Raw genomic sequence first — 19,992 nt, forward strand, 5'->3', positions numbered from 1 at the left:
CGGCTCGACCTCGTCGTCCGTCTGCACCAGGATCGCGCGATCCGCGCCCATCGCCAGCGCCGTGCGCAGCGTCTCCTGCGCCTTCTGCGGCCCCACCGACACTGCCACGACCTCCGTCGCGACGCCCTTCTCCCGAAGCCGGATCGCCTCTTCCACCGCAATCTCGTCAAACGGGTTCATCGACATCTTCACGTTCGACAGATCAACGCCCGTCCCGTCCAGCTTCACACGCGGCTTCACGTTATAATCTATCACCCGCTTCACGGGCACCAATACCTTCATGGATCAGTCCTTCTCCGATTGGGATGTCGCCCGATATTCGGCGATCAGTGTCTCGCAGATCGTACGGGCCGACTGGACGGCGCGGGTGGCGCCGACGCCATGGCCCGCCGACCAGATGGTCTTCCAGGCCTTCGCCTCTTCCGACAGCGACATTTCGCCATGGCCTTCGGGAAGCGTGGCCGCTTCCAGCGAAGGCCTGAGGAAATTGGCGCCCACGCCGGTCACCCGATCCGTATAGACGATGTCCGCCGGGCCGGCCCCGATCATCATGGCCTTCTGCGCCGGCGAGGCCAGGCTCTCCTCGGCTGCGATGAAGTGGGATCCGACATAAGCGAAATCCGCCCCCATCATCTGCGCGGCCGCGATCTGGCGGCCCCGCGTGATCGCTCCGGCAAGCGCTACCGGCCCCGAAAAGAAGCGCCGTATCTCGTCGACCAGCGCGAAGGGGCTCATCGTGCCGGCATGGCCGCCGGCCCCGGCCGCAACCGCGATCAGACCGTCCACGCCCGCCGCCACCGCCTTTTCAGCATGGCGCACGTTCGTCACGTCGTGAAAGACCAGTCCGCCATAGCTTTGAACCGCCCTGACGACCTCCGCCACCGCGCCGAGCGAGGTGATGACGAGCGGCACACGATGCCGCACGACCAGCTCCAGATCCGCCTCGAGCCTGGGATTGCTCTTGTGCACGATCAGGTTCACGCCGAACGGCGCGGCCCCGGGCTTTCCGGCCAGCCTTCCCTCGATCTCGTCCAGCCATTGGCCGAAGCCTTCGCTGCTGCGCTGGTTCAGCGCCGGGAACGTCCCCAGCAGCCCCGCCTCACAGCAGGCGACAACGAGGTCCGGCCCCGAGACGAGGAACATCGGCGCCACGATGGCGGGGATGGCAAGCCTCCCCACAAGGCTCGGCGGCAGCGTCAAAAGGCGTCGTCCGCCAGCGCCATCATCGATTTCTTGCCCGCCTTGATGGCGAGGAAGCTGGCCGTCGCCTGCGGCAGGATGCGCTCGAAGAAGAAGGTCGCGGTCTTGATCTTGGCGTCGTAAAACGCCTTGTCCTCGGTGCCGAAAAACAGCTGGAGCCCGGCGATCTTGGTCGCCTTGGCGAAGCAATAGCCCATCGCGACGAGGCCGAGCAGCCGCAGATAATCCGCCGATGCGGCCCCCGCTTCCTCCGGATCCTTGAGCGCGCGCTGGGCGATCGTCCCGGTCGAGAGCTGGAGTGCGCCGAATGCCTTGGCCAGGGCCTCGATCATCGGCTTCATCGGCCCTTCGACATCATTCTCCTCGATGAAGGCCGAAACGGGGTGGAAGAAGCTCCGCAGATAGCGGCCCATATGCGCGGGCAGCTTGCGGCCGACGAGATCCAGCGCCTGCACGCCGTTGGTGCCTTCGTAGATCATCGTGATGCGCGCATCGCGGGCATATTGCTCCACGCCGCTCTCGCGAATGTAGCCATGACCGCCATAGCATTGGACGGCGAGATTGGCGCTCTCGAACGACAGATCGGTGAACAGCGCCTTCACGACCGGCGTGATCAGCGCCACGAAATCCGAAGCGCGCTGGCGCACTTCAGGATCGGGCGAATGCTTCTCGGCGTCCAGCGCGCGCGAAACCCATGCGGAGATGGCGCGGCAGCCCTCATTATAAGCCCGCATCGTCATCAGCATGCGGCGGACATCGGGGTGGACGATGATCGGATCGGCCGCCTGATCGGGATATTTGGGACCCGAAAGCGCGCGGCCCTGAATACGCTCCCGCGCATACCATACGGCGGACTGGTACGCCGCCTCGCCCACGCCGAGCCCCTGTATGCCCACGGAGACGCGCTCCGTGTTCATCATCGTGAACATCGCGGCCATGCCCTTGTTGGGTTCGCCCACGAGCCAGCCCACGGAATCCTCGAAATTCATCTGGCAGGTGGCCGATGCCTTCAGGCCCATCTTGTGCTCGATCGCGGCACAGGAAACGCCATTCGACGGCCCCGGCGCGCCATCCTCCTTCGGCAGATATTTGGGCACGAGGAACAGGCTGATCCCCTTCACGCCCTTTGGCGCATCCGGCAGGCGCGCAAGCACCAGATGGATGATGTTCTCACTGAGATCATGCTCACCGGCCGAGATGAAGATCTTGGAGCCGGTCACCTTGTAGCTGCCGTCCCCCTGCGGCACGGCACGGGTGCGCAGCAGGCCGAGATCGGTGCCGCAGTGCGGCTCGGTCAGGCACATCGTGCCGGACCACTGGCCGCTCACCATCTTCGGCAGATAGGCCTGCTTCAGGGCATCGCTTCCATGGCCCTCGATCGCGGTGGTCGCGCCATGGGTGAGGCCCGGATAGAGGCCGAAGCTGAGATTGGTCGAGCAGATCATCTCCTCGACCAGCTTGTTGACGCTCTCGGGCAGCCCCTGCCCACCCCATTCGGGATCGGAGGCGAGCGCCGTCCAGCCACTCTCGGTGAATTGCCGATAGGCCTCGGGAAAGCCGGCGGGCGTGCGGACGACACCATTTTCGAGATGGCAGCCCTCTTCGTCACCCGAACGATTGAGGGGCAGCAGCACATCCTGACAGAAGCGGGCGGCCTCCTCCAGGATCGCATCGGTCAGGTCCGGCGTGAATTCCGACAGCGCCGGCAGATCCCCGAACCCGTCATCCTGATGAAGTTCGTTGAGGACGAAGCGCATGTCGCGCAGCGGTGCGTTATAGACTTGCATAGGTTTCCATCCTTCCCGGGAAGCGTGGCCGCCGCGTCACGCGCGTGGCACGCGCCACCCTTCAATTGCGCAGCGGCTTGCCGGTCTCGAGCATGGTTTCCACCCGTGCCATCGTGCGGGGATCGCGCACGCGCGCCATGAAGGCATGGCGCTCCAGCTTCAGCATCTGCTCTTCCGTCACGACATCCACCAGATCGGCCGCCCCGCCGGTCAGCACCTCGGCGAGGGCGCCGGAGACGACGCCATCATAGGAGGTGGCGAGGCCGCGCGCCTGGAAGCCCGTGACCGCCATGTCGAGCGCCGTCTTGCCACCGGCGCCGGGCAGGCGGAATTCCGGGGCCTTGGGCGGCTGATAGCCGTCCACCAGCGACAGCGCCTTCGCCTTGGCATCGGCCAGCAGGCGATCGCGGTTCATGGTGATGCCGTCGCCGGGGCGCAGGAAGCCATATTCCTTCGCCTCGGCGGCCGATTTCGCCACGGTTGCCGTCGATATCGTCTCGAACACCTTGGCGACGGCGGGCATCGGCCCCTTCGGCATCGCCGGATTCGAACGCCAGCGATCGATCATCTCTCCGCACCCGCCCCAGCCGGGGATCAGGCCCACGCCGCATTCGACCAGGCCGACATAGCTTTCGGCATGCGCCTGGATCGCATCGGCATGAAGCAGGATCTCGCATCCGCCACCGAGCGCCAAACCGGCTGGAGCCGCCACGACCGGGAAAGGCGCATATTTCAGCGCCTTGTAGGCCTGCTGTCCACCGGCGACGAGCTTCTCGATCTCGCTCCATGCCGCGATGTTGAGCGCGAACAGGGCAAGACCGAGATTGGCGCCGACCGAGAAATTCGATCCGTCATTATAGACGACGAGCGCCTTGAACTTCTCCTGCACCAGCGGGATCGCCTGGCCGATCAGCTTCATCACATCGCCATCGAGCGCGTTCATCTTGCCGGTGAATTCCAGCGCGACGACGCCATCGCCAATATCCCAGAGAGCGGCCGAGCCATTCTTCAGCAGCGGCTGGCGACCGCGCTTCACATCCTCGAATCGGATCACGCCATTGGGCACCGGCACGTCATGATAATCGCCGTCCAGCCCCAGATACTGCTTGGTCGCGCCCTCGATGCGATAGAAGCTGCGCTCGCCCGCCAGCGCCAGCAGCGGCGGCACGCTGATGCCCTTTGCGGCCAGCAGCCCGGCCAGCTTCGCGGCACCGATCTTGTCGATCAGTTCGAAGGGCCCCCACTTCCAATTGTAGCCGAGCCGCATCGCATCATCGATCGCCACGATGCTGTCGGCCGCCTCCGGCACGAGGCTCGCGGCATAAGCGAGCGTCGGCCCCAGCACCGCCCAGGCATAGGCGTTGGTCGCCACCAGCGTCGCCAGATCGGCGCGCGGCGCGGAGGCCTTCGCCGTCTCGCGATAGGCGCCGGTCGCAAGGTCGATCGTCTCCTTGCGCTTCCCGGCTTCGCGATTGATCCGGTAGAAGCCGCCCTTGCCCTTGCGGCCGGTATAGCCGTCCGCGATCATCTTCTCGATCAGCGGGCTCGTCTTCGCGATCGCCTGATAGGGATCGTCCTTCGCCAGCGTCGAGGTCAGGCTCTTCTGGAGGTTCGGCATCAGATCGATGCCCACCAGATCGACGAGGCCGAAAATGCCCGTCTTGGGCACGCCCATCGGCTTGCCCGCGATCGCGTCCGCTTCCTCGACGGTGACGCCCAGATCGAAGGCCGCGTTCAGGCCCGACTGGATCCAGAAGGTGCCGATGCGATTGGCGATGAAGCCGGGCGTATCCTTGGCACGCACGATCGTCTTGCCCATCGCGCGATCGACGAACGTCTCGACCTTGCCGACCAGCGCGACATCGCTCTTCGGCCCGGTCACGATCTCGATCAGGCGCATGTAGCGCGGCGGATTGAAAAAATGGGTGATCAGGAAATCGCGCGCGAATTCCTCCGAGCGCCCTTCGATCAATCTGTCGAGCGGGATGGTCGACGTGTTGGACGAAATCGCCGTGCCGGGACGGCGCACAGCCTCGATCTTTGCATAGAGCGCCTGCTTGATATCCAGTCGCTCGACGATCGCCTCGACCACCCAGTCGCACTCGGCGATCCTGCCCAGATGATCCTCGATATTGCCGGTCTCGATCAGCTTCGCCGCCGCCTTCGACATGAAGGGGGCCGGATCGGTCTTGAGCATCTTCGCCACCGCGCCCTTGGCCACGGCGTCGCGATCATCCCCATCCCTGGGCACGATATCGAGCAGCAGCACAGGCACGCCGGCATTGGCGACCTGCGCGGCGATGCCGGCGCCCATCACGCCCGCACCGATCACGCACACCTTCCGGATGGCTTCCGGCGGGGCGCCGGCTGGCTTGATGGCCTCGCTCATTCCACCGCCTCCAGAATGGTGGCGATGCCCTGGCCGCCGCCGATGCACTGGGTGGCGAGCGCATATTTGCCGCCCTCACGCCCCAGCAGCGCCGCCGCCTTGCCCACGATGCGCGCGCCGGTCGCGCCCAGGGGATGCCCGATGGCGATCGCACCGCCATCGATATTCACCTTCGCCGGATCGAGGCCGAGATCCCCGATGCAGGCCAGCGACTGGCTGGCGAATGCCTCGTTCAGTTCCACCACATCCAGCTGATCCACGGTCAGGCCCGCGCGCTTCAGTGCCTTGCGGCTGGCTTCCACCGGCCCGATGCCCATGATCTCCGGCTGGCAACCCGAAATCGCCACCGCCTTGATGCGGGCCAGGATCGGCAGACCATGCGCACGCGCATATTCCTCGCTCGCCACCAGAACGGCGCTCGCGCCGTCGGTGAGCGGGGAAGAGGTGCCCGCCGTCACCGTGCCGTCCTGGCTGAAGGCGGGCTTGAGGCCCGCGAGCGCCTCCGCAGTAGTGCCGGCGCGCGGCGTCCCGTCCGCATCGACCGGGCCCGCCTTGGTGGCGATGGGGACGATCTCGTCCTTCAGCTTGCCCGCGGCAACGGCGGCGGCTGCCTTGTCCTGGCTGGCGACGGCGAACGCTTCCTGCTGGGCACGCGTGATCTGGTATTTGGTCGCCACATTCTCAGCGGTGTCGCCCATGCCCATATAGGCGGCGCTCTTCTTCGCCAGTTCGGGATTAGGCAGCGGATTGAAGCCCATCATGGGCACGCGGCTCATCGATTCCACGCCGGCGCAGATGAAGACTTCACCCGCGCCCAGCTGGATCTGCCCCGCCGCGATATGCACCGCGCTCATCGAGGAGCCGCAGAAGCGGTTCACCGTCATGCCGCCCACCGACAGGGGCAGATCCGCCAGCAGCCCGATCAGCCGCGCAACATTGAAGCCCTGTTCCCCTTCGGGAAAGGCGCAGCCCAGCACGATATCCTCGATATCCTCCGGCTTGACGCCCGTCCGCTCGACCAGACCGCGCACCACCTGCGCCGCCAGATCGTCCGGGCGGACACGCGCAAGGGCACCCTTGCCCGCCAGATGAAACGGCGAACGGGCATAGCCCGCAATCACTACGTCGCGCATCGGTAATTGCCTCTCCAGGTCAGGATTCGAATAATTACCTAATGGTGCCGCAATTGACGTATACGTCAACAAAAATTTCTACGGTGCCCATTCGGGTCGGGCTTGTGCCGCAAGGCTGCCCCTCTTGGCCGGATGGTGGCCATCCTAGCGCAAAGCCCGCGCCATCACGAGGGGGTATGGCTGAGGTATGCCGCGCCTTCGTCGGGCGCGCGACTCCCGGCTTCGATGGGTCGACACGATCGCGGCTTTCCCATGGCATGTCCGGAACGCGATGCCCCTGGACGGGGCCGCCGGGGGCTGCGCTGCGACAGGCCGGATCCTGTAGCGACGAAGCCGATCACACCCTGAATCTCCCATTAGATAATTTAATCACCAATTGGGATATTGACTGACGTTAACGTCAACACGAAACATCGCCTCGTATCGAATCGCCCGCGACACGGGCACCGATGCCTACGAAAACAGAAATCCGGGTACATCATCGGTTGATGGAGAGGTTGAGGACATGACGTTTCTGGCAGCGCGGATACCCCTCGCCGGACAGTTCCAGCCATGATCCCGGAGGCCGCGATGCTTTCCCCGCTCGATCAACAGCCCCCGGCGACACGGGAGCAGGATGCCCACGCACGCCTCCTCACCGATCTGCTGGACAATGCGGTGGCGCTGTATCCGGAGCGGCCCGCGATCGATTTCCTCGGCCGCACCTGGAGCTATCGCGAACTGGGCCGGTTGGTGGACCGCGCTGCGCGCGGCCTTCAGGATCAGGGCCTGCGCCAGGGCGACCGCTTCGGCCTGTGCCTGCCCAACTGCCCCTATTTCGTGGTGTTGTATTTCGCCGCGCTCCGTGTCGGGGCGATCATCGTCAACTTCAATCCGCTCTACACGGAGCGCGAGCTTGAGCATCAGATCCGCGATTCCGGAACACGCATGATGGCCGTGCCGGATCTGAAGGCGATCCACGGCAAGGTGGAGGCGGTCGCCAGTGCCTCCGGGCTGGAGAAGATCGTCCTGTGCGGCATGGCGGACATGCTCCCCCGGCTGCAGGGGATCGGCTATACCCTTCTCAAGCGGAAGGATCATGCCCGCATCGCGAACGAGGCGATCCACGTTCGACTGAAGGCCCTGCTCGCCAGCAATGCCCCGGTCGATCCGGTTTCCGTCGATCCGGATGACGTGGCCGTCCTGCAATATACGGGCGGCACGACCGGAGTGCCCAAGGGGGCGATGCTCACCCACGCCAACCTCGCCGCGAACAGCGCCCAGATGCTCGTTCATGTCGGGGGTCTGCGGCCGCAGCAGGAGCGCACGCTTGGCGTACTGCCGATGTTCCATGTCTTCGCGCTCACCACCGTGCTGAATTTTTCGGTCGAGACCGGGACGGAGATGGTGCTGCTGCCGCGTTTCGAGATGGAGCAGGTGCTCAAGACGATGAAGCGCAAGCCGCCGACCCAGTTTTTCGGCGTGCCCACCATCTATGTCGCGCTGAATGGCCTGCCGGATGACAAGGTGCCCGATCTTTCCTCCGTGCGCGCCTGTGTCTCCGGCGGCGCGCCGCTGCCCCTCGACGTCCGCGAATGTTTCGAGGCGCGGACGGGCGCGAAGGTCGTGGAGGGCTATGGTCTTTCCGAGACCTCGCCGATCATTGCGTGCAACGGACTGAGCGGCATCATCAAGGATAATAGCTGCGGGCCGGCATTCCCGGGAACCGTCCTCGAAATCCGGGATCCGGCGGATCTGGCGCGGCTGATGCCGCAGGGGGAGCGCGGCGAGGTCTGCGCGCGCGGGCCACAAGTGATGAAAGGCTATTGGCAGCGGGAAGACGAAACCCGCGCCGTCTTCGTCGATGGCGCGTTGCGCACCGGCGACATCGGCTATCTAGACGAGGACGGCTATCTCTTCCTGGTCGACCGGATCAAGGATGTGATTTTCTGCGGAGGCTATAACGTCTATCCGCGCATGATCGAGGAAGCCGCCTATCAGCATCCGGCGGTGAAGGAAGCCGTCGCCATCGGCATTCCGGATCCCTATCGCGGCCAGTCTCCGAAACTGTTCGTTGCGTTGCGTGAGGATAACGCCGTAACCACCCGGGAATTGAGCGATTTTCTTCGCGAGCGTCTCAGCAAGATCGAAATGCCAAAGGAGATCGAGATCCGCGAGAGCCTGCCCAAGACCCTGATCGGCAAGCTTTCCAAAAAGGAGCTGGTCGAGGAGGAATATAAAAAGCGCGCATGAGCCGCCTGGCCCCGACACTCCGGAGCATCGCCTGCATGCGCCCGCTGTGATGGGGCGCCCGCGGCGACGTGGATCGGGCCGAACCGGTTCGCCGGGCGAGGGGCCGTGCGGAGGCGGGTATGCCGCCTGACGATATCGGCCCGATCCCGCCCGGAACGCCCGAAAAGCATAAGCAGCTGAAAGGCATACAGGACGCCGCGCGCGAACTGGGCGTCACGCTCAGGACGTTGCGCTTCTATGAGAAGGAAGGGCTGATCCAGCCCCAGCGCATCGGCAACATCCGCATCTATTCGAAGCGCGAAACGGTGCGGATGCAGTTGATCCTACGGGGAAAGCGCCTCGGATTCTCGATCCGGGAGGTCAAGGACTTTCTCGATCTTTATGATGCCGATCCCGCGCATCACGAACAGACCGAGCGCCTGATCGATCAGGTTCGCAAAAGGCTGGCCGATCTCGGGGCGCAGCGCGCCGCCCTAGACATGACGATCGGCGAATTGACCGCGATCGAGGCGGATTGCGTCTCGAGGCTCGGGCAATGACCACGCCTCATACCTATCTTCAAACGATCGAAGCGCACGGGCGGGAAACCTGATCCCTCCGGGGCGGACGCGCATCGCCTCCGCTCCGGGAAGACCGTGCTTCCGGCGCCCGTGCGCCCTTGCCATCAATCCTTGCGCTCGTTGGTCTCGCGCGAGGCCAGTTCGGTCTGGCAGGAGGTGTCCGCCGAAACCTGCGGGGTAAGCGGGATCTTGCCGGTCTGGTGGTGATTGCTCGCCACGCGGCAGCCCTGGCGGGCGAGCGGACGATAGGCCTTGATCGGCGTCTTGCCGGAGATTCCGGCATGCTCGGCATGCGTTTCGGTCATGCTCTGGGCGAGCGCGGGAGCGGCCGGGAGCAGCGCGATCGCGGCGAGGGTAGCAAAGAAACGACGCACGGTGCATTCTCCTGATTCAAACGATGACGGCCATCGCGACCGCCCTGATCGAGAGGTAGGAGAGCTATGTTTCCAGCCATCGGCCCATTCGTAAGGAAGCATGTCCCGATCGCTGCGCAGCGATTGCATAGCCGTGACAAATCATTGCTGCGGGCCGCTTTCCGCCCAAACGGCGTTACAAGAGTTGATCGCCACGAAGCCCCTTCCTAGGTGCTTTCCGGCAACCAACCGGACATTTTGCCGGACAGATTGAGAGCCATTTCATGACCCCCTCCATCGTAATCGTCGAGGATGATCCGGCGCTCCGCACGCTCACCGCACGGGCGCTGCAGGAGAATGGCTATTTCGTCCGCACTGCCTCCACCGCGCCCGAAATGTGGATCGCGTTCGAGGGCGGGCCGGTGGATCTCGTGCTGCTGGATATCATGCTGCCGGGCACCAGCGGCATCGAACTGTGCCGCCAGATCCGCAAGCAGAGCGAAGTGCCGATCATCTTCATCAGCGCCAAGGGCAGCGAGCCCGATCGCGTGATCGGGCTGGAGATCGGTGCCGACGATTATCTCGCCAAGCCCTTCTCCACGCGTGAGCTGATCGCCCGCGTGCGCGCAGTGCTGCGGCGCGGCGGGCTGGAGCGCAGCCAGGTCGGCACGCGCGAAAGCGAGGCGCATTTCGACGGCAACGTGCTGAATTTCCCGCGCCGCGAACTGCGCAGCGCCACCGGCGCCGTGATCGATCTCACCGGGGCCGAATTCGATCTGCTCGCCACCTTCGTCGGCCAGCCGCAGCGCGTCATTTCGCGCGAGCGCCTGATCGAACTTTCGCGTACAAGGCTCGGCGATGCCTCCGACCGCAGCATCGATGTCCTCGTCAGCCGGCTTCGCCGCAAGCTTTCGGCTGATGGCAAGTCCGCACCGATCACCACGGTGCGCGGCGTCGGCTACATGTTGAACTCCGAAGTTGCGCGCGCTTGATCCGGCCAAACCCTTGATCCGCCGGATCGGCGGACCGCTCGGCCTGCTGGGCCATATCTTTGCGATCCTGCTGCTGACCGTCGTCATCGAATTCGGCGCCAGCACCTATCTCTACGAGCGATCGAGCCGCTTCTCGGTGCGCGAGGACGAGGCGCGCCGGCTGGCGGAGCATCTCGTCATCGCGCGCAAGATCAGCAACGAATCCCCCAAGACCGATCGCTCCGCCATTTCGCAGCAGCTGACGACAGATCGCTATGTCGTGCGCTGGAGCCCGACCGCCCCGCCCCCACCGCCTTTCGCCCCGGCGCTGAACCAGACGCGCGACCAGATCGTTTCCTGGGAGCCATCGCTGGCTGACAGCGACATTCGGATTCGCTTGGCCTCCCCCGGCCGCAACGCCACGGTCATGGGCGAATTGCGGCTGGCCGACGGCAGCTGGCTGATGTTCAAGACGCACGGCCTGGTCCAGTCGTGGGATCTCGCGGCAGGCCGCATCGCGCTCGCGATCGTCCCGGCGCTGGCCTTCACGATTCTGGGCGGCCTGCTGATTCGCCGCGCGCTCGTGCCCATCCGCCTGCTGGCGCGTGCCACCGAAAAGGTCGGCTCGGCGGACGGCATGCATCTGGAGGAGGAGGGCACGGCCGAAGTGCGCCAGCTCATCCGCGCCTTCAATGATATGCAGGAGCGCATCCATCGGCTGATCGATGATCGCACGCAGGCGCTCGCGGCCGTCGGCCACGATCTGCGCACGCCCCTCGCCCGCGTGCAGCTACGCGCCGAATCGATCGATCAGGCGCCGCTGCGGGAGGCGATCGGCCGCGATATCGGCGAGATGGAGGCGATGGTGGCCTCGCTTCTGGCCTTTCTGGGCGGCGAAGGTGATCCCGAAGTGCCGACGCGCACCGATCTCGCCGTGATGGCCGTCACCACGATCGAGGAAGCGCAGGATCGCGGCGACGAGGCTTCCTATGTCGGGCCAGACCATCTGGAGACAACGCTGCGCCGCACGGGCTTCCGCCGCGCGCTCGTCAATCTCGTCGAAAACGCGATCCATTACGGTCATTCGGCCACGCTCACCCTCGCGCGCGAGGGCGAAGTTATCCGCATCCTGATCGAGGATGACGGCCCCGGCATCCCCGAGGATCAGTTAGAGGCGGTTTTGCGCCCCTTTTCCCGGCTCGATACGGCGCGTGCCCGCAACACAAAGGGGCTGGGCCTCGGCCTTGCGATCGTGCAGCGTTCGGTGGAGCAGGAAAACGGTCGCATCACTCTTGCGAACCGGCCCGAAGGCGGCCTGCGCGCCGAAATCATCCTGCCGCAGAACTGATCCGCTCCACGGGCGCGGCAACGTTTCCTTACACAAAAGCTGCGCTGCAGCAAAAGCCGCTGGGTAGATAAGCTTTGCCCCTCCTCTGCCCGAGGGGCGAAGAGGATATACCATGAACGAGCTAATTGGCCGCGTCTTCTCCTTCGGAAAGCAGGTCTTCCCGAATCAGAGCGATCTCTATGGAAAGCTGGCCGCCCATGGGCAGAGCCCGAAGGCGCTGATGATCTCCTGCGCGGATAGCCGCGTGGTGCCGGAGCAGATCATGCAGGCCCAGCCCGGAGACCTCTTCGTCTGCCGCAACGCCGGCAACATCATCCCGCCTTATGCCACGCAGAATGGCGGCGTCACCTCCACGGTGGAATATGCCGTGATGGCGCTGGGCATTCGCGACATCATCGTCTGCGGCCATTCGGACTGCGGCGCCATGAAGGCCGTCGCCAATCCCGCCGGCCTGGATGCGATGCCCAACGTCGCCGCCTGGCTCAAGCATTCGGCCGCCGCCGCCAAGGTGGTGAATGATGGCTATCCCGAGCTGGACGGCGTGGAGCGCGTGCGTGCGGTCATCCTCGAAAATGTCGTCGCCCAGCTCGCCAACCTGCGCACCCATCCGTCGGTCGCGGCCGGCATCGCGCGCGGCGAGATCTCGCTGCACGGCTGGTTCTTCGATATCGGCCATGGCCAGATCCTCGCGCTGGATGGCGGAACCAACCGCTTCGTCGCCCTCAAGGACGATGGCGAGCTTCCTGTCGCCCTGAAGGCCTCGCCGCGCCTCGCCGCCGGCCTCGAATTCGCACAGGCCGCCGAATGAGCAACCTCCTGTCCCTCTTTTCGGGCAAGACGCTCGCGCGGGATTTCACCGCGTCGATCGTCGTGTTTCTCGTGGCGATGCCGCTCTGCATGGGCATCGCCGTCGCCTCCGGCGTCCCCCCGGAAAAGGGACTGATCACGGGCATCATCGGCGGCATCATCGTCGGCGTGCTGGCGGGCTCGCCGCTACAGGTTTCCGGCCCGGCGGCCGGCCTCGCCGTGATCGTGTTCGAGCTGGTGCGCGAGCATGGCATAGCGGCCCTCGGCCCGATCCTGGTGATGGCGGGCATCCTCCAGTTCATCGCCGGCGTGCTGAAGCTGGGCGGCTGGTTTCGCGCCATCTCGCCCGCCGTCGTGCATGGCATGCTCGCCGGCATCGGCGCGCTGATCGTGATCGGCCAGTTCCATGTGCTGTTCGATGCCAAGCCGCTGAGCCACGGGCTGGACAATCTCGCCGCCATGCCGGGCCGCCTGTTCGGCCTTGATCCGTCCAATGCGACCGTCACCGAAATCGCCTTCGTGATCGGCCTCATCACGATCGCCTCGATGCTGCTGTGGGAGAAATTCCGTCCGGCTTCGATGAAGCTGGTGCCCGGCGCGCTGGTGGGCGTGCTGGCGGGCACGCTGGTCGCCTATTTCGGCGGCCTCGAAGTGCTGCGCGTGAGCGTTCCGGCGTCGATCTTCGCGGCGGTGCAAACGCCGGGCGAAGGCTTCTTCGCCAGCATGATGCAGCCGTCGCTGCTCGCCACCGGCTTCGCGATCGCCTTCATCGCCAGCGCGGAAACGCTTCTTTCGGCGGCCGCCGTCGATCGCATGCACGATGGCCCGCGCACCGATTACAACAAGGAGCTGCGCGCGCAGGGCGTGGGCAATCTGCTCTGCGGTTTCGCCGGCGCGCTGCCGATGACGGGCGTGATCGTCCGCTCCTCGGCCAACGTGCAGGCCGGGGCGGCCACGCGCCTTTCCGCGATCCTGCACGGCGCGTGGATCCTGGGCTTCGTGGCGCTCCTGCCCTGGCTGCTGCGGGAAATCCCGATGGCGGCGCTGGGCGGCATCCTCGTCGTCACCGGCTGGCGCCTCGTCAGCCTCAGCCATGTTCGCCATCTCTTCCACAATTATGGCGCCCTGCCGGCCGCGATCTGGGTGGCGACCTTCGCAACCGTCGTCGCCACCGATCTGCTCACCGGCGTGCTCGTCGGCATCGGCCTCTCGGCGATCGAGATCCTTCCGCAGATCAGCAAGCTGCGCCTGAAGGTGGACGTGCGCGAGCAGGCCGAGGTGCGCGAGATCGCGCTGGCGGGTGCCGCCACCTTTCTCACGCTGCCCAAGCTCTCGAAGGTTCTCGACGAAGCGCCCGCCGATCGCCCGCTGCGGCTCAACCTCCAGCATATGTCGGCGATCGATCACACCTGCAGCGAACTGCTCGCCGATTGGCTTCAGCGTCGTCGCAGCGCCGGTTCTCCGGTGGAACTGGCCGGCACCCCCCTCAAGCTCCGGCGCCTCGTCGCCTGAACGATCCGGCGCACGCTTCCCGATCGAGACACACTTTGTCACGATCGGGAAGCGGAGCGTTTGCAATACCCCCCTAGCAACGGGCGTATCTGGAGGGACATCCGCACCGCCGCTATCGCGGTTGAGATGCGGGCGCCCTCCCGGTGCAGGCGGAACATTCGACCTAAAAAAGGGGAATGTTCTATGAAAATCCGCATCGCCGCGATTGCGGCCCTTGCCCTCGCGGCGCCGGCTTTCGCTCAGGAGGAGAGCAAGCCGTTCACCGTTTCGGGCAGCGTCGGCCTTGTTTCCGACTATCGCTTCCGCGGCGTTTCACAGAGCGACCGGAACCTCGCCGTCCAGGGCGGCATCACCATCGCGCATGAGAGCGGCCTCTACGTCTCCACCTGGGGATCGAACCTCGCCGGCTGGGGCACGTTCGGCGGCGCCAACATGGAGTTGGATATCGTCGCCGGCTACAAGGCGACCTTCGATGCCGTCACCGTCGATGCGGGCGTCACCTGGTTCATGTATCCGTCGGGCTTCGACAATACCGATTTCTTCGAGCCTTATGTGAAGCTGTCGACCACGGTCGGCCCGGTCAGCCTGCTCGGCGGCGTCGCCTATGCGCCCAAGCAGGAAGCGCTCGGCAACTGGTATCTGAACGGCACGTCCGCCGCGAACGGCGTCTATGACGTTCCGGGCGACAAGAATGACAATCTCTACATCTGGGGCGATGTCTCGTCGGGCATTCCCGATACCGGCCTGACGCTGAAGGCCCATCTCGGCTATTCGAACGGCAACAAGGGCCTCGGGCCGTTCGCGACCTCGGTCGCGCCGACCGGCGAATATGTCGATTGGCTCGCCGGCATCGATTATGCGATCGGCGGCACGCCGCTCACCGTGGGCGTCGCCTATATCGACACCAACATCACCAAGAAGGAATCGGCCTATCTCGCGCCGAGCTTCACGCGCGGACAGGACGGCACCGGCACCATCGCCGGCGCGACGGTCGTCGTCTCGCTGACGGCAGCCTTCTGATCGTTCGGGGGAGCGGGTTCGAACCCGCTCCCCCTCATCTTTCCATCTTCCTTCGCACAGGCGGAGCCCGCGTCAGGCTCCTCACCGCGCGGCCTGAAACCGAAAGCCCGAGCCCTAGACGGCCGGCAGCGTCAGCCGCACCAGCAGCCCGCCCAGATCCTCGCTCTCTTCCAGCGCCACCGCGCCGCCATAGATTTCCGCCACATCGCGCACGATCGCCAAGCCAAGCCCCGTTCCCGGCTTGCCCGTATCCAGCCGCGCGCCACGCTCGAAAATGGCCAGCCTCTGACTTTCGGGAATGCCCGCGCCATCGTCCTCGATCAGGATGTCGACGCTGCCCAGCGCACCCTTGGCCCCCGGCTTCGGCTGGCAGATCGTCGCGAAGACGCGCCCTCCGCCATATTTGGCGGCATTCTCGATCAGATTGCCGAGCATCTCGTCCAGATCCTGCCGCTCGATGCGCACGCGCGCCTCGCGGTCGCCGTCCAGATCGATCGTCACATTGGGATAGAGCCGGCTCACGGCGCGCTCCACCGCATCGAGCGACGGCCAAACCGCCGCCACGCTCTGCGCGACGCCCCGGCGGCCCACGGCGCGCGCGCGCGCCAGATGGTGATCCACCTGCCGCCGCATCGTCGTCGCCTCGCGGATCACGGTGCGGCACAGATCCGGGCTGTTCGCGGTCGCCTCGTTCATGATGACCGTCAGCGGCGTCTTCAGCGCATGGGCGAGATTGCCGGCATGGCGCCGCGCCTCCTCCGCCTGCCGCTCATTGTGAGCGAGCAGATCGTTCAATTCCTCCGCCATCGGCGCGATCTCGATCGGCAGCCGCGCATTGACGCGCGCGCTGCGCCCGCCGCGGATCGCCGCAATCTCGCGCCGCACCTTGCGCAGGGGCCACAATCCGAACGTCGCCTGCAGGGCGGACATCACGATCAGCCCCAGGCCCAGCATCGCGAAGGATCGCACCAGCGTCCGCCGCAGGATCGCGATCTGCTCATCCAGCCCGTTGCGCGCCTGCGCCACCTGGAAATGCCAGACCGTATCCGATCCCGGCAGCCGCAGATCGCGCTCCATGATGCGCAGCGGCTCATAATCGAACTGCTTGCTGTCGTAGATGTGCGTTTGCAGATCGATATGGCGGCCATCGCCGGTCAGGGTACGATCCCAGAGCGAGCGCGAGCGGAACGGCTCATGCCCATCGCCCGAAACCTGATAATAGAGGCCCGACGCCGGCTCCAGGAAACGCTGGTCGCCCAGCGGCCGGGTAAAGCGGACGTCGCCTTCGGAATCCAGTTCGGCCGAGGCGATCATCGCATTCAGGACATAGCCGAGCTGGTCATCGAAATTGCGGCTGATCGCGGCGTTCAGCACGCGATCCAGCGCGACCCCGCCGCCGACCAGCAGCAGCAGGATCCACAAGGCCGCGATCCCGATCATGCGCCGTGTGAGGGAGCCCGTGGTGCGCGAGGAGACGCGCAGCGTGCCCTCCCCGCTCGAAACCATCGCCGGCAGCCCCAGCAACATGCGCACGAAATTCACCGGCACTTCCACCCAGCGCCAGCCAGCCGGCACGCGCCTGGGCGGTTCAGCGCCCGCCTCCATCCTCAGCCGCCATTCTCGTCGAGCGAGTAGCCCAGGCCGCGGATCGTGGTGATGACGTCCGCGCCCAGCTTCTTGCGAATGCGCGTGACGAACACTTCGATCGTGTTGGAATCCCGATCGAAATCCTGATCGTAAATATGCTCGATCAGTTCCGTGCGGCTCACCACCTTGCCCTTGTGGTGCATCAGGTAGGAAAGCAGCTTATATTCCTGCGCGGTAAGCTTCACCGGCTCGCCCGCCTTGGTCACCTTGCCGCTGCGCGTATCGAGGCGAATGTCGCCCGCGACCAGCTCGGACGAGCTGTTGCCGGAAGCACGGCGGATCAGCGCACGCAGCCGCGCGATCAGTTCCTCGGTCTGGAAAGGCTTGGCCAGATAATCGTCGGCGCCCGCATCCAGCCCGGCCACCTTGTCGCTCCAGCTATCCCGCGCCGTCAGCACCAGCACGGGCGTATCCTTGCCTTCCTTGCGCCAGCGATCGAGCACCGTCAGGCCATCCACCTCCGGCAGGCCCAGATCCAGCACGATCGCATCATAATCCTCGGTCGAGCCGAGATAGTGGCCGTCCTCGCCATCGGTGGCGAGGTCGATCGCATAGCCCGCCCCTTCCAGCGTGGCGCGCAGCTGGCGCCCCAGGTTCGGTTCATCTTCCACGATCAGGACGCGCATCATTGTCTCCCAGAGGGGCGTATTCCTAACGCCGCCGCTTATGCTCGTTCAGGAAAGCCGGTTCAATTTCCCATGCCAGGGAAAAATGCCGATCAATTGCCGGTCCGCCCGATGATCGCGCCGGTGCGCGCATCGACATCGACCCAGATGACCGAACCGGCCCGCATGAATTTCAGGCGATAGCTGGCGGTCGCGGGATCGAATTCCGGACCGAGATAATCGAAACCGGCCATGCGGGGCACGATCTTCTGCTCGATCTGCCGCAAGGACATCACCTGGCCCGACTGGCGGGCGGCGAAGACCTCGTCCTGTTCACGGCGCCGCTGGCCTTCGGCAAGCAAAGCGGGCGCGATCAAGAGAACCGCTAGCGCGGCGGCAAGGGGCCTGAACATCGGCATGGACGTTCGCATAGGGAAAATGCGTTGAATACCCCATGAATGGCCCGAACGCCGCAGGTGTTGCATCCGTGCATCTATCCCCGGATATGCGACCGGAGGATGACGCGCGCGACCTTCTCGGCTAGCGGGGCGCCATGGCTGCCCCCGTCCTCGCCTTTGAAAATGTCGGCCTCGTCCAGGGGTCCGGCTGGCTCTTCCGTCATTTCGATATTCACATTGGCGAGCGGGATCGCCTCGCGCTGATCGGCCGCAACGGCGCCGGCAAGACGACGCTGCTCCGCCTCCTCGCCGGCCAGATCGAGGCGGACGAGGGCCGGCGCACGATCGTGCCCGGAACGCGCGTGATCCTGCTGGAGCAGGAGCCCGCCATGGTCGGCATGGCCACCCTGCGCGATTTCGCGCTCAAGGGGCCGGATGCGCCGCTGGCGCATGAGGTGGAGGCGATCGCCGACCAGATCGGCATCGATCTGGATCGCGAGGCTGCCACCGCCTCCGGCGGCGAGCGCCGCCGCGCCGCCATAGCGCGCGCGCTGGCGATGGAGCCGGACGTGCTGCTGCTGGACGAGCCGACCAACCATCTCGATCTCGCCGCGATCGACTGGCTGGAGGAATGGCTCGGCCGCTATCGCGGCGCCTTCGTCGCGATCAGCCACGATCGGACTTTCCTGACACGCCTGACGAAGCAGACGCTCTGGCTGGATCGCGGCCAGATGCGCCGCCGCGAAGTGGGCTTCGGCGGCTTCGATGCCTGGACCGAACAGGTCTATGCCGAGGAGGCGCGCAATGCCGAACGGCTAGATGCGAAGCTCAAGCTGGAGGAACATTGGCTCCAGCGCGGCGTCACCGCCCGGCGCGCGCGCAACGAGGGCCGCAAGGCCAAGCTGATGGAGATGCGGGCCGCCCGCGCCGCGATGATCGGCCCGCAGGGCACCGCCAAGATCGTCCACGCCGCCAACGACACGAAGACCAAGATCGTGATCGATGCCGAACATGTGACGAAGACCTATGGCGATCGCACGATCATCCGCGATCTCACCTTCCGGATCACGCGCGGCGACCGGATCGGCGTGGTCGGCTCGAACGGGGCCGGCAAGACGACCCTGCTGAAACTGCTTACCGGCGAGATCCAGCCCGACAGCGGCACGGTGAAGCGCGCGCAGACGCTGGACGGCATCGTCATCGATCAGCAGCGCAAGCTGATGGCGCCCGAAAAGCGCATCCGCGATATCCTCGCGGACGGGGGCGATTGGGTGGACGTGCTGGGCGAACGCAAGCACGTCATCGGCTATCTCAAGGAATTCCTGTTCGATCCCAACATGATCGATGCCAAGGTCGGCACGCTTTCCGGCGGCGAGCGCTCACGCCTGTTGCTGGCCCGCGAATTTGCGCGCCATTCGAACCTGCTGGTGCTGGACGAGCCGACCAACGATCTGGATCTGGAGACGCTCGATCTGCTCCAGGAGGTGATCTCCGATTATGACGGCACCGTCCTGATCGTCAGCCACGATCGCGACTTTCTCGATCGCACCGTCACGGTAACGCTCGGGCTGGATGGCTCGGGCAAGGTGGATGTGGTCGCCGGCGGCTATGCCGACTGGGAGAAGCAGCGCGGGCCGAGGCCTGAGCTTCGCGCGCGGACCGCCACCAAAGCCGAGAACCCCGCCCCGCCGAAACAGAAGGCCAAGCTCAGCTATAAGGATCAGCGTGATCTGGATCTGCTGCCCGCCGAGATCGAAAAGCTGGAAGCGGCCATCGCCCGCGATGAAACGGCGCTGGCCGATCCCGATCTCTACGCGAAGGACCCCAAGCGCTTCGATACGCTGATGGCCGCGCTCGAAAAGGCCCGCACGCGCAAGGAGGAAGCCGAGATGCGCTGGCTGGAACTGGCGGAAATGGCGGAAGGGCTTTCCTAGACCGCCGTCCTCACGAACCCCACGGCGAAGCCTTGCGGCCACCCGCGCCATTTCGCGCGAAAGGGTGCGCAACTATCAGGAAACGCACCCGCCGCC

At 65.3% G+C, this 19,992-nt stretch carries 16 protein-coding genes and 1 pseudogene; 8 read left to right on the plus strand and 9 right to left on the minus strand.

Annotated features, from left to right (window positions below; all coding sequences use genetic code 11):
- The 5 genes and pseudogenes from DI605_RS07495 to DI605_RS07515 all read right to left on the minus strand — a co-directional run.
- Positions 1 to 282, minus strand: a pseudogene (locus tag DI605_RS07495) (electron transfer flavoprotein subunit beta/FixA family protein); the annotation flags it as partial.
- A 3-nt stretch (positions 283 to 285) separates the two neighbouring features.
- Positions 286 to 1,200 carry a nitronate monooxygenase gene (locus DI605_RS07500; protein ID WP_293971438.1) on the minus strand — a complete coding sequence of 305 codons (915 nt, stop codon included), beginning with the start codon at positions 1,198 to 1,200 and terminating at the stop codon, positions 286 to 288.
- On the minus strand, positions 1,197 to 2,987 hold the full coding sequence (locus DI605_RS07505) for an acyl-CoA dehydrogenase C-terminal domain-containing protein (RefSeq protein WP_293971441.1): 1,791 nt from the start codon (positions 2,985 to 2,987) through the stop codon (positions 1,197 to 1,199). Before DI605_RS07505 ends, DI605_RS07500 begins: the two co-directional genes overlap by 4 nt.
- 61 nt (positions 2,988 to 3,048) lie before the next feature.
- Positions 3,049 to 5,376 (minus strand): 3-hydroxyacyl-CoA dehydrogenase/enoyl-CoA hydratase family protein, encoded by a 2,328-nt coding sequence (locus DI605_RS07510; protein WP_293971444.1) that lies wholly within the window; start codon positions 5,374 to 5,376, stop codon positions 3,049 to 3,051.
- Complete coding sequence (locus DI605_RS07515) at positions 5,373 to 6,509, minus strand: thiolase family protein (protein WP_293971447.1); 1,137 nt, start codon at positions 6,507 to 6,509, stop codon at positions 5,373 to 5,375. Before DI605_RS07515 ends, DI605_RS07510 begins: the two co-directional genes overlap by 4 nt.
- A 570-nt stretch (positions 6,510 to 7,079) precedes the next feature.
- On the opposite strand from DI605_RS07515, the gene DI605_RS07520 reads away from it, so the two are divergent.
- Together DI605_RS07520 and DI605_RS07525 are read left to right on the plus strand one after the other, a co-directional pair.
- Positions 7,080 to 8,741, plus strand: coding sequence for a long-chain fatty acid--CoA ligase (locus DI605_RS07520; protein ID WP_293972550.1), 1,662 nt, complete (start codon positions 7,080 to 7,082; stop codon positions 8,739 to 8,741).
- Positions 8,742 to 8,860: 119 nt separating this feature from the next.
- A complete protein-coding gene (locus DI605_RS07525) occupies positions 8,861 to 9,280 on the plus strand; it encodes a MerR family DNA-binding transcriptional regulator (RefSeq protein WP_293971450.1) in 420 nt (139 codons plus the stop codon).
- Positions 9,281 to 9,405: 125 nt separating this feature from the next.
- On the opposite strand, the gene DI605_RS07530 is transcribed toward DI605_RS07525, so the two are convergent.
- Positions 9,406 to 9,675, minus strand: coding sequence for a hypothetical protein (locus tag DI605_RS07530; protein ID WP_293971453.1), 270 nt, complete (start codon positions 9,673 to 9,675; stop codon positions 9,406 to 9,408).
- Positions 9,676 to 9,938: 263 nt separating this feature from the next.
- Here DI605_RS07530 and DI605_RS07535 point away from each other — a divergent pair, with 263 nt between their 5' ends.
- The 5 genes from DI605_RS07535 (at position 9,939) to DI605_RS07555 (ending at position 15,312) form a co-directional block, all read left to right on the plus strand.
- Entirely contained in the window at positions 9,939 to 10,646 is a 708-nt protein-coding gene (locus tag DI605_RS07535; RefSeq protein ID WP_293971456.1) for a response regulator transcription factor, read from the plus strand.
- 13 nt (positions 10,647 to 10,659) lie between these two features.
- Complete coding sequence (locus DI605_RS07540; protein ID WP_293971458.1) at positions 10,660 to 11,973, plus strand: ATP-binding protein; 1,314 nt, start codon at positions 10,660 to 10,662, stop codon at positions 11,971 to 11,973.
- A 112-nt stretch (positions 11,974 to 12,085) separates the two neighbouring features.
- Positions 12,086 to 12,781: a carbonic anhydrase gene (locus DI605_RS07545; RefSeq protein ID WP_293971461.1), complete on the plus strand. Its 696-nt coding sequence runs from the start codon at positions 12,086 to 12,088 to the stop codon at positions 12,779 to 12,781.
- On the plus strand, positions 12,778 to 14,292 hold the full coding sequence (locus DI605_RS07550) for a SulP family inorganic anion transporter (protein ID WP_293971462.1): 1,515 nt from the start codon (positions 12,778 to 12,780) through the stop codon (positions 14,290 to 14,292). Before DI605_RS07545 ends, DI605_RS07550 begins: the two co-directional genes overlap by 4 nt.
- A gap of 183 nt (positions 14,293 to 14,475) precedes the next feature.
- Positions 14,476 to 15,312, plus strand: coding sequence for a TorF family putative porin (locus DI605_RS07555; RefSeq protein ID WP_293971463.1), 837 nt, complete (start codon positions 14,476 to 14,478; stop codon positions 15,310 to 15,312).
- Positions 15,313 to 15,426: 114 nt separating this feature from the next.
- Here the strand turns inward: DI605_RS07555 and DI605_RS07560 are convergent, their stop codons facing one another.
- The 3 genes from DI605_RS07560 to DI605_RS07570 all read right to left on the minus strand — a co-directional run bounded on the left by DI605_RS07560 (position 15,427) and on the right by DI605_RS07570 (position 17,983).
- On the minus strand, positions 15,427 to 16,752 hold the full coding sequence (locus DI605_RS07560) for an ATP-binding protein (protein WP_367120038.1): 1,326 nt from the start codon (positions 16,750 to 16,752) through the stop codon (positions 15,427 to 15,429).
- 167 nt (positions 16,753 to 16,919) lie between these two features.
- A complete protein-coding gene (locus tag DI605_RS07565) occupies positions 16,920 to 17,585 on the minus strand; it encodes a response regulator transcription factor (protein WP_293971465.1) in 666 nt (221 codons plus the stop codon).
- Positions 17,586 to 17,677: 92 nt separating this feature from the next.
- A complete protein-coding gene (locus tag DI605_RS07570) occupies positions 17,678 to 17,983 on the minus strand; it encodes a hypothetical protein (RefSeq protein WP_293971467.1) in 306 nt (101 codons plus the stop codon).
- A gap of 134 nt (positions 17,984 to 18,117) precedes the next feature.
- Here DI605_RS07570 and DI605_RS07575 point away from each other — a divergent pair, with 134 nt between their 5' ends.
- Complete coding sequence (locus DI605_RS07575; RefSeq protein WP_293971470.1) at positions 18,118 to 19,896, plus strand: ABC-F family ATP-binding cassette domain-containing protein; 1,779 nt, start codon at positions 18,118 to 18,120, stop codon at positions 19,894 to 19,896.
- Positions 19,897 to 19,992 lie beyond the last annotated feature (96 nt).

This window comes from Sphingomonas sp. (assembly GCF_003248515.1).
Classification (GTDB): Bacteria; Pseudomonadota; Alphaproteobacteria; order Sphingomonadales; family Sphingomonadaceae; genus Sphingomonas_I.

Excerpts from the sequence above, each read along its gene's own strand:
- DI605_RS07510 (WP_293971444.1), bottom strand. The coding sequence starts at position 5,376 with ATGAGCGAGGCCATCAAGCCAGCCGGCGCCCCGCCGGAAGCCATCCGG.
- DI605_RS07515 (WP_293971447.1), bottom strand. The coding sequence starts at position 6,509 with ATGCGCGACGTAGTGATTGCGGGCTATGCCCGTTCGCCGTTTCATCTG.
- DI605_RS07525 (WP_293971450.1), top strand. The coding sequence starts at position 8,861 with ATGCCGCCTGACGATATCGGCCCGATCCCGCCCGGAACGCCCGAAAAG.
- DI605_RS07575 (WP_293971470.1), top strand. The coding sequence starts at position 18,118 with ATGGCTGCCCCCGTCCTCGCCTTTGAAAATGTCGGCCTCGTCCAGGGG.
- DI605_RS07560 (WP_367120038.1), bottom strand. The coding sequence starts at position 16,752 with ATGATCGGGATCGCGGCCTTGTGGATCCTGCTGCTGCTGGTCGGCGGC.
- DI605_RS07555 (WP_293971463.1), top strand. The coding sequence starts at position 14,476 with ATGAAAATCCGCATCGCCGCGATTGCGGCCCTTGCCCTCGCGGCGCCG.
- DI605_RS07535 (WP_293971456.1), top strand. The coding sequence starts at position 9,939 with ATGACCCCCTCCATCGTAATCGTCGAGGATGATCCGGCGCTCCGCACG.
- DI605_RS07545 (WP_293971461.1), top strand. The coding sequence starts at position 12,086 with ATGAACGAGCTAATTGGCCGCGTCTTCTCCTTCGGAAAGCAGGTCTTC.
- DI605_RS07570 (WP_293971467.1), bottom strand. The coding sequence starts at position 17,983 with ATGCCGATGTTCAGGCCCCTTGCCGCCGCGCTAGCGGTTCTCTTGATC.
- DI605_RS07550 (WP_293971462.1), top strand. The coding sequence starts at position 12,778 with ATGAGCAACCTCCTGTCCCTCTTTTCGGGCAAGACGCTCGCGCGGGAT.
- DI605_RS07565 (WP_293971465.1), bottom strand. The coding sequence starts at position 17,585 with ATGCGCGTCCTGATCGTGGAAGATGAACCGAACCTGGGGCGCCAGCTG.
- DI605_RS07520 (WP_293972550.1), top strand. The coding sequence starts at position 7,080 with ATGCTTTCCCCGCTCGATCAACAGCCCCCGGCGACACGGGAGCAGGAT.
- DI605_RS07505 (WP_293971441.1), bottom strand. The coding sequence starts at position 2,987 with ATGCAAGTCTATAACGCACCGCTGCGCGACATGCGCTTCGTCCTCAAC.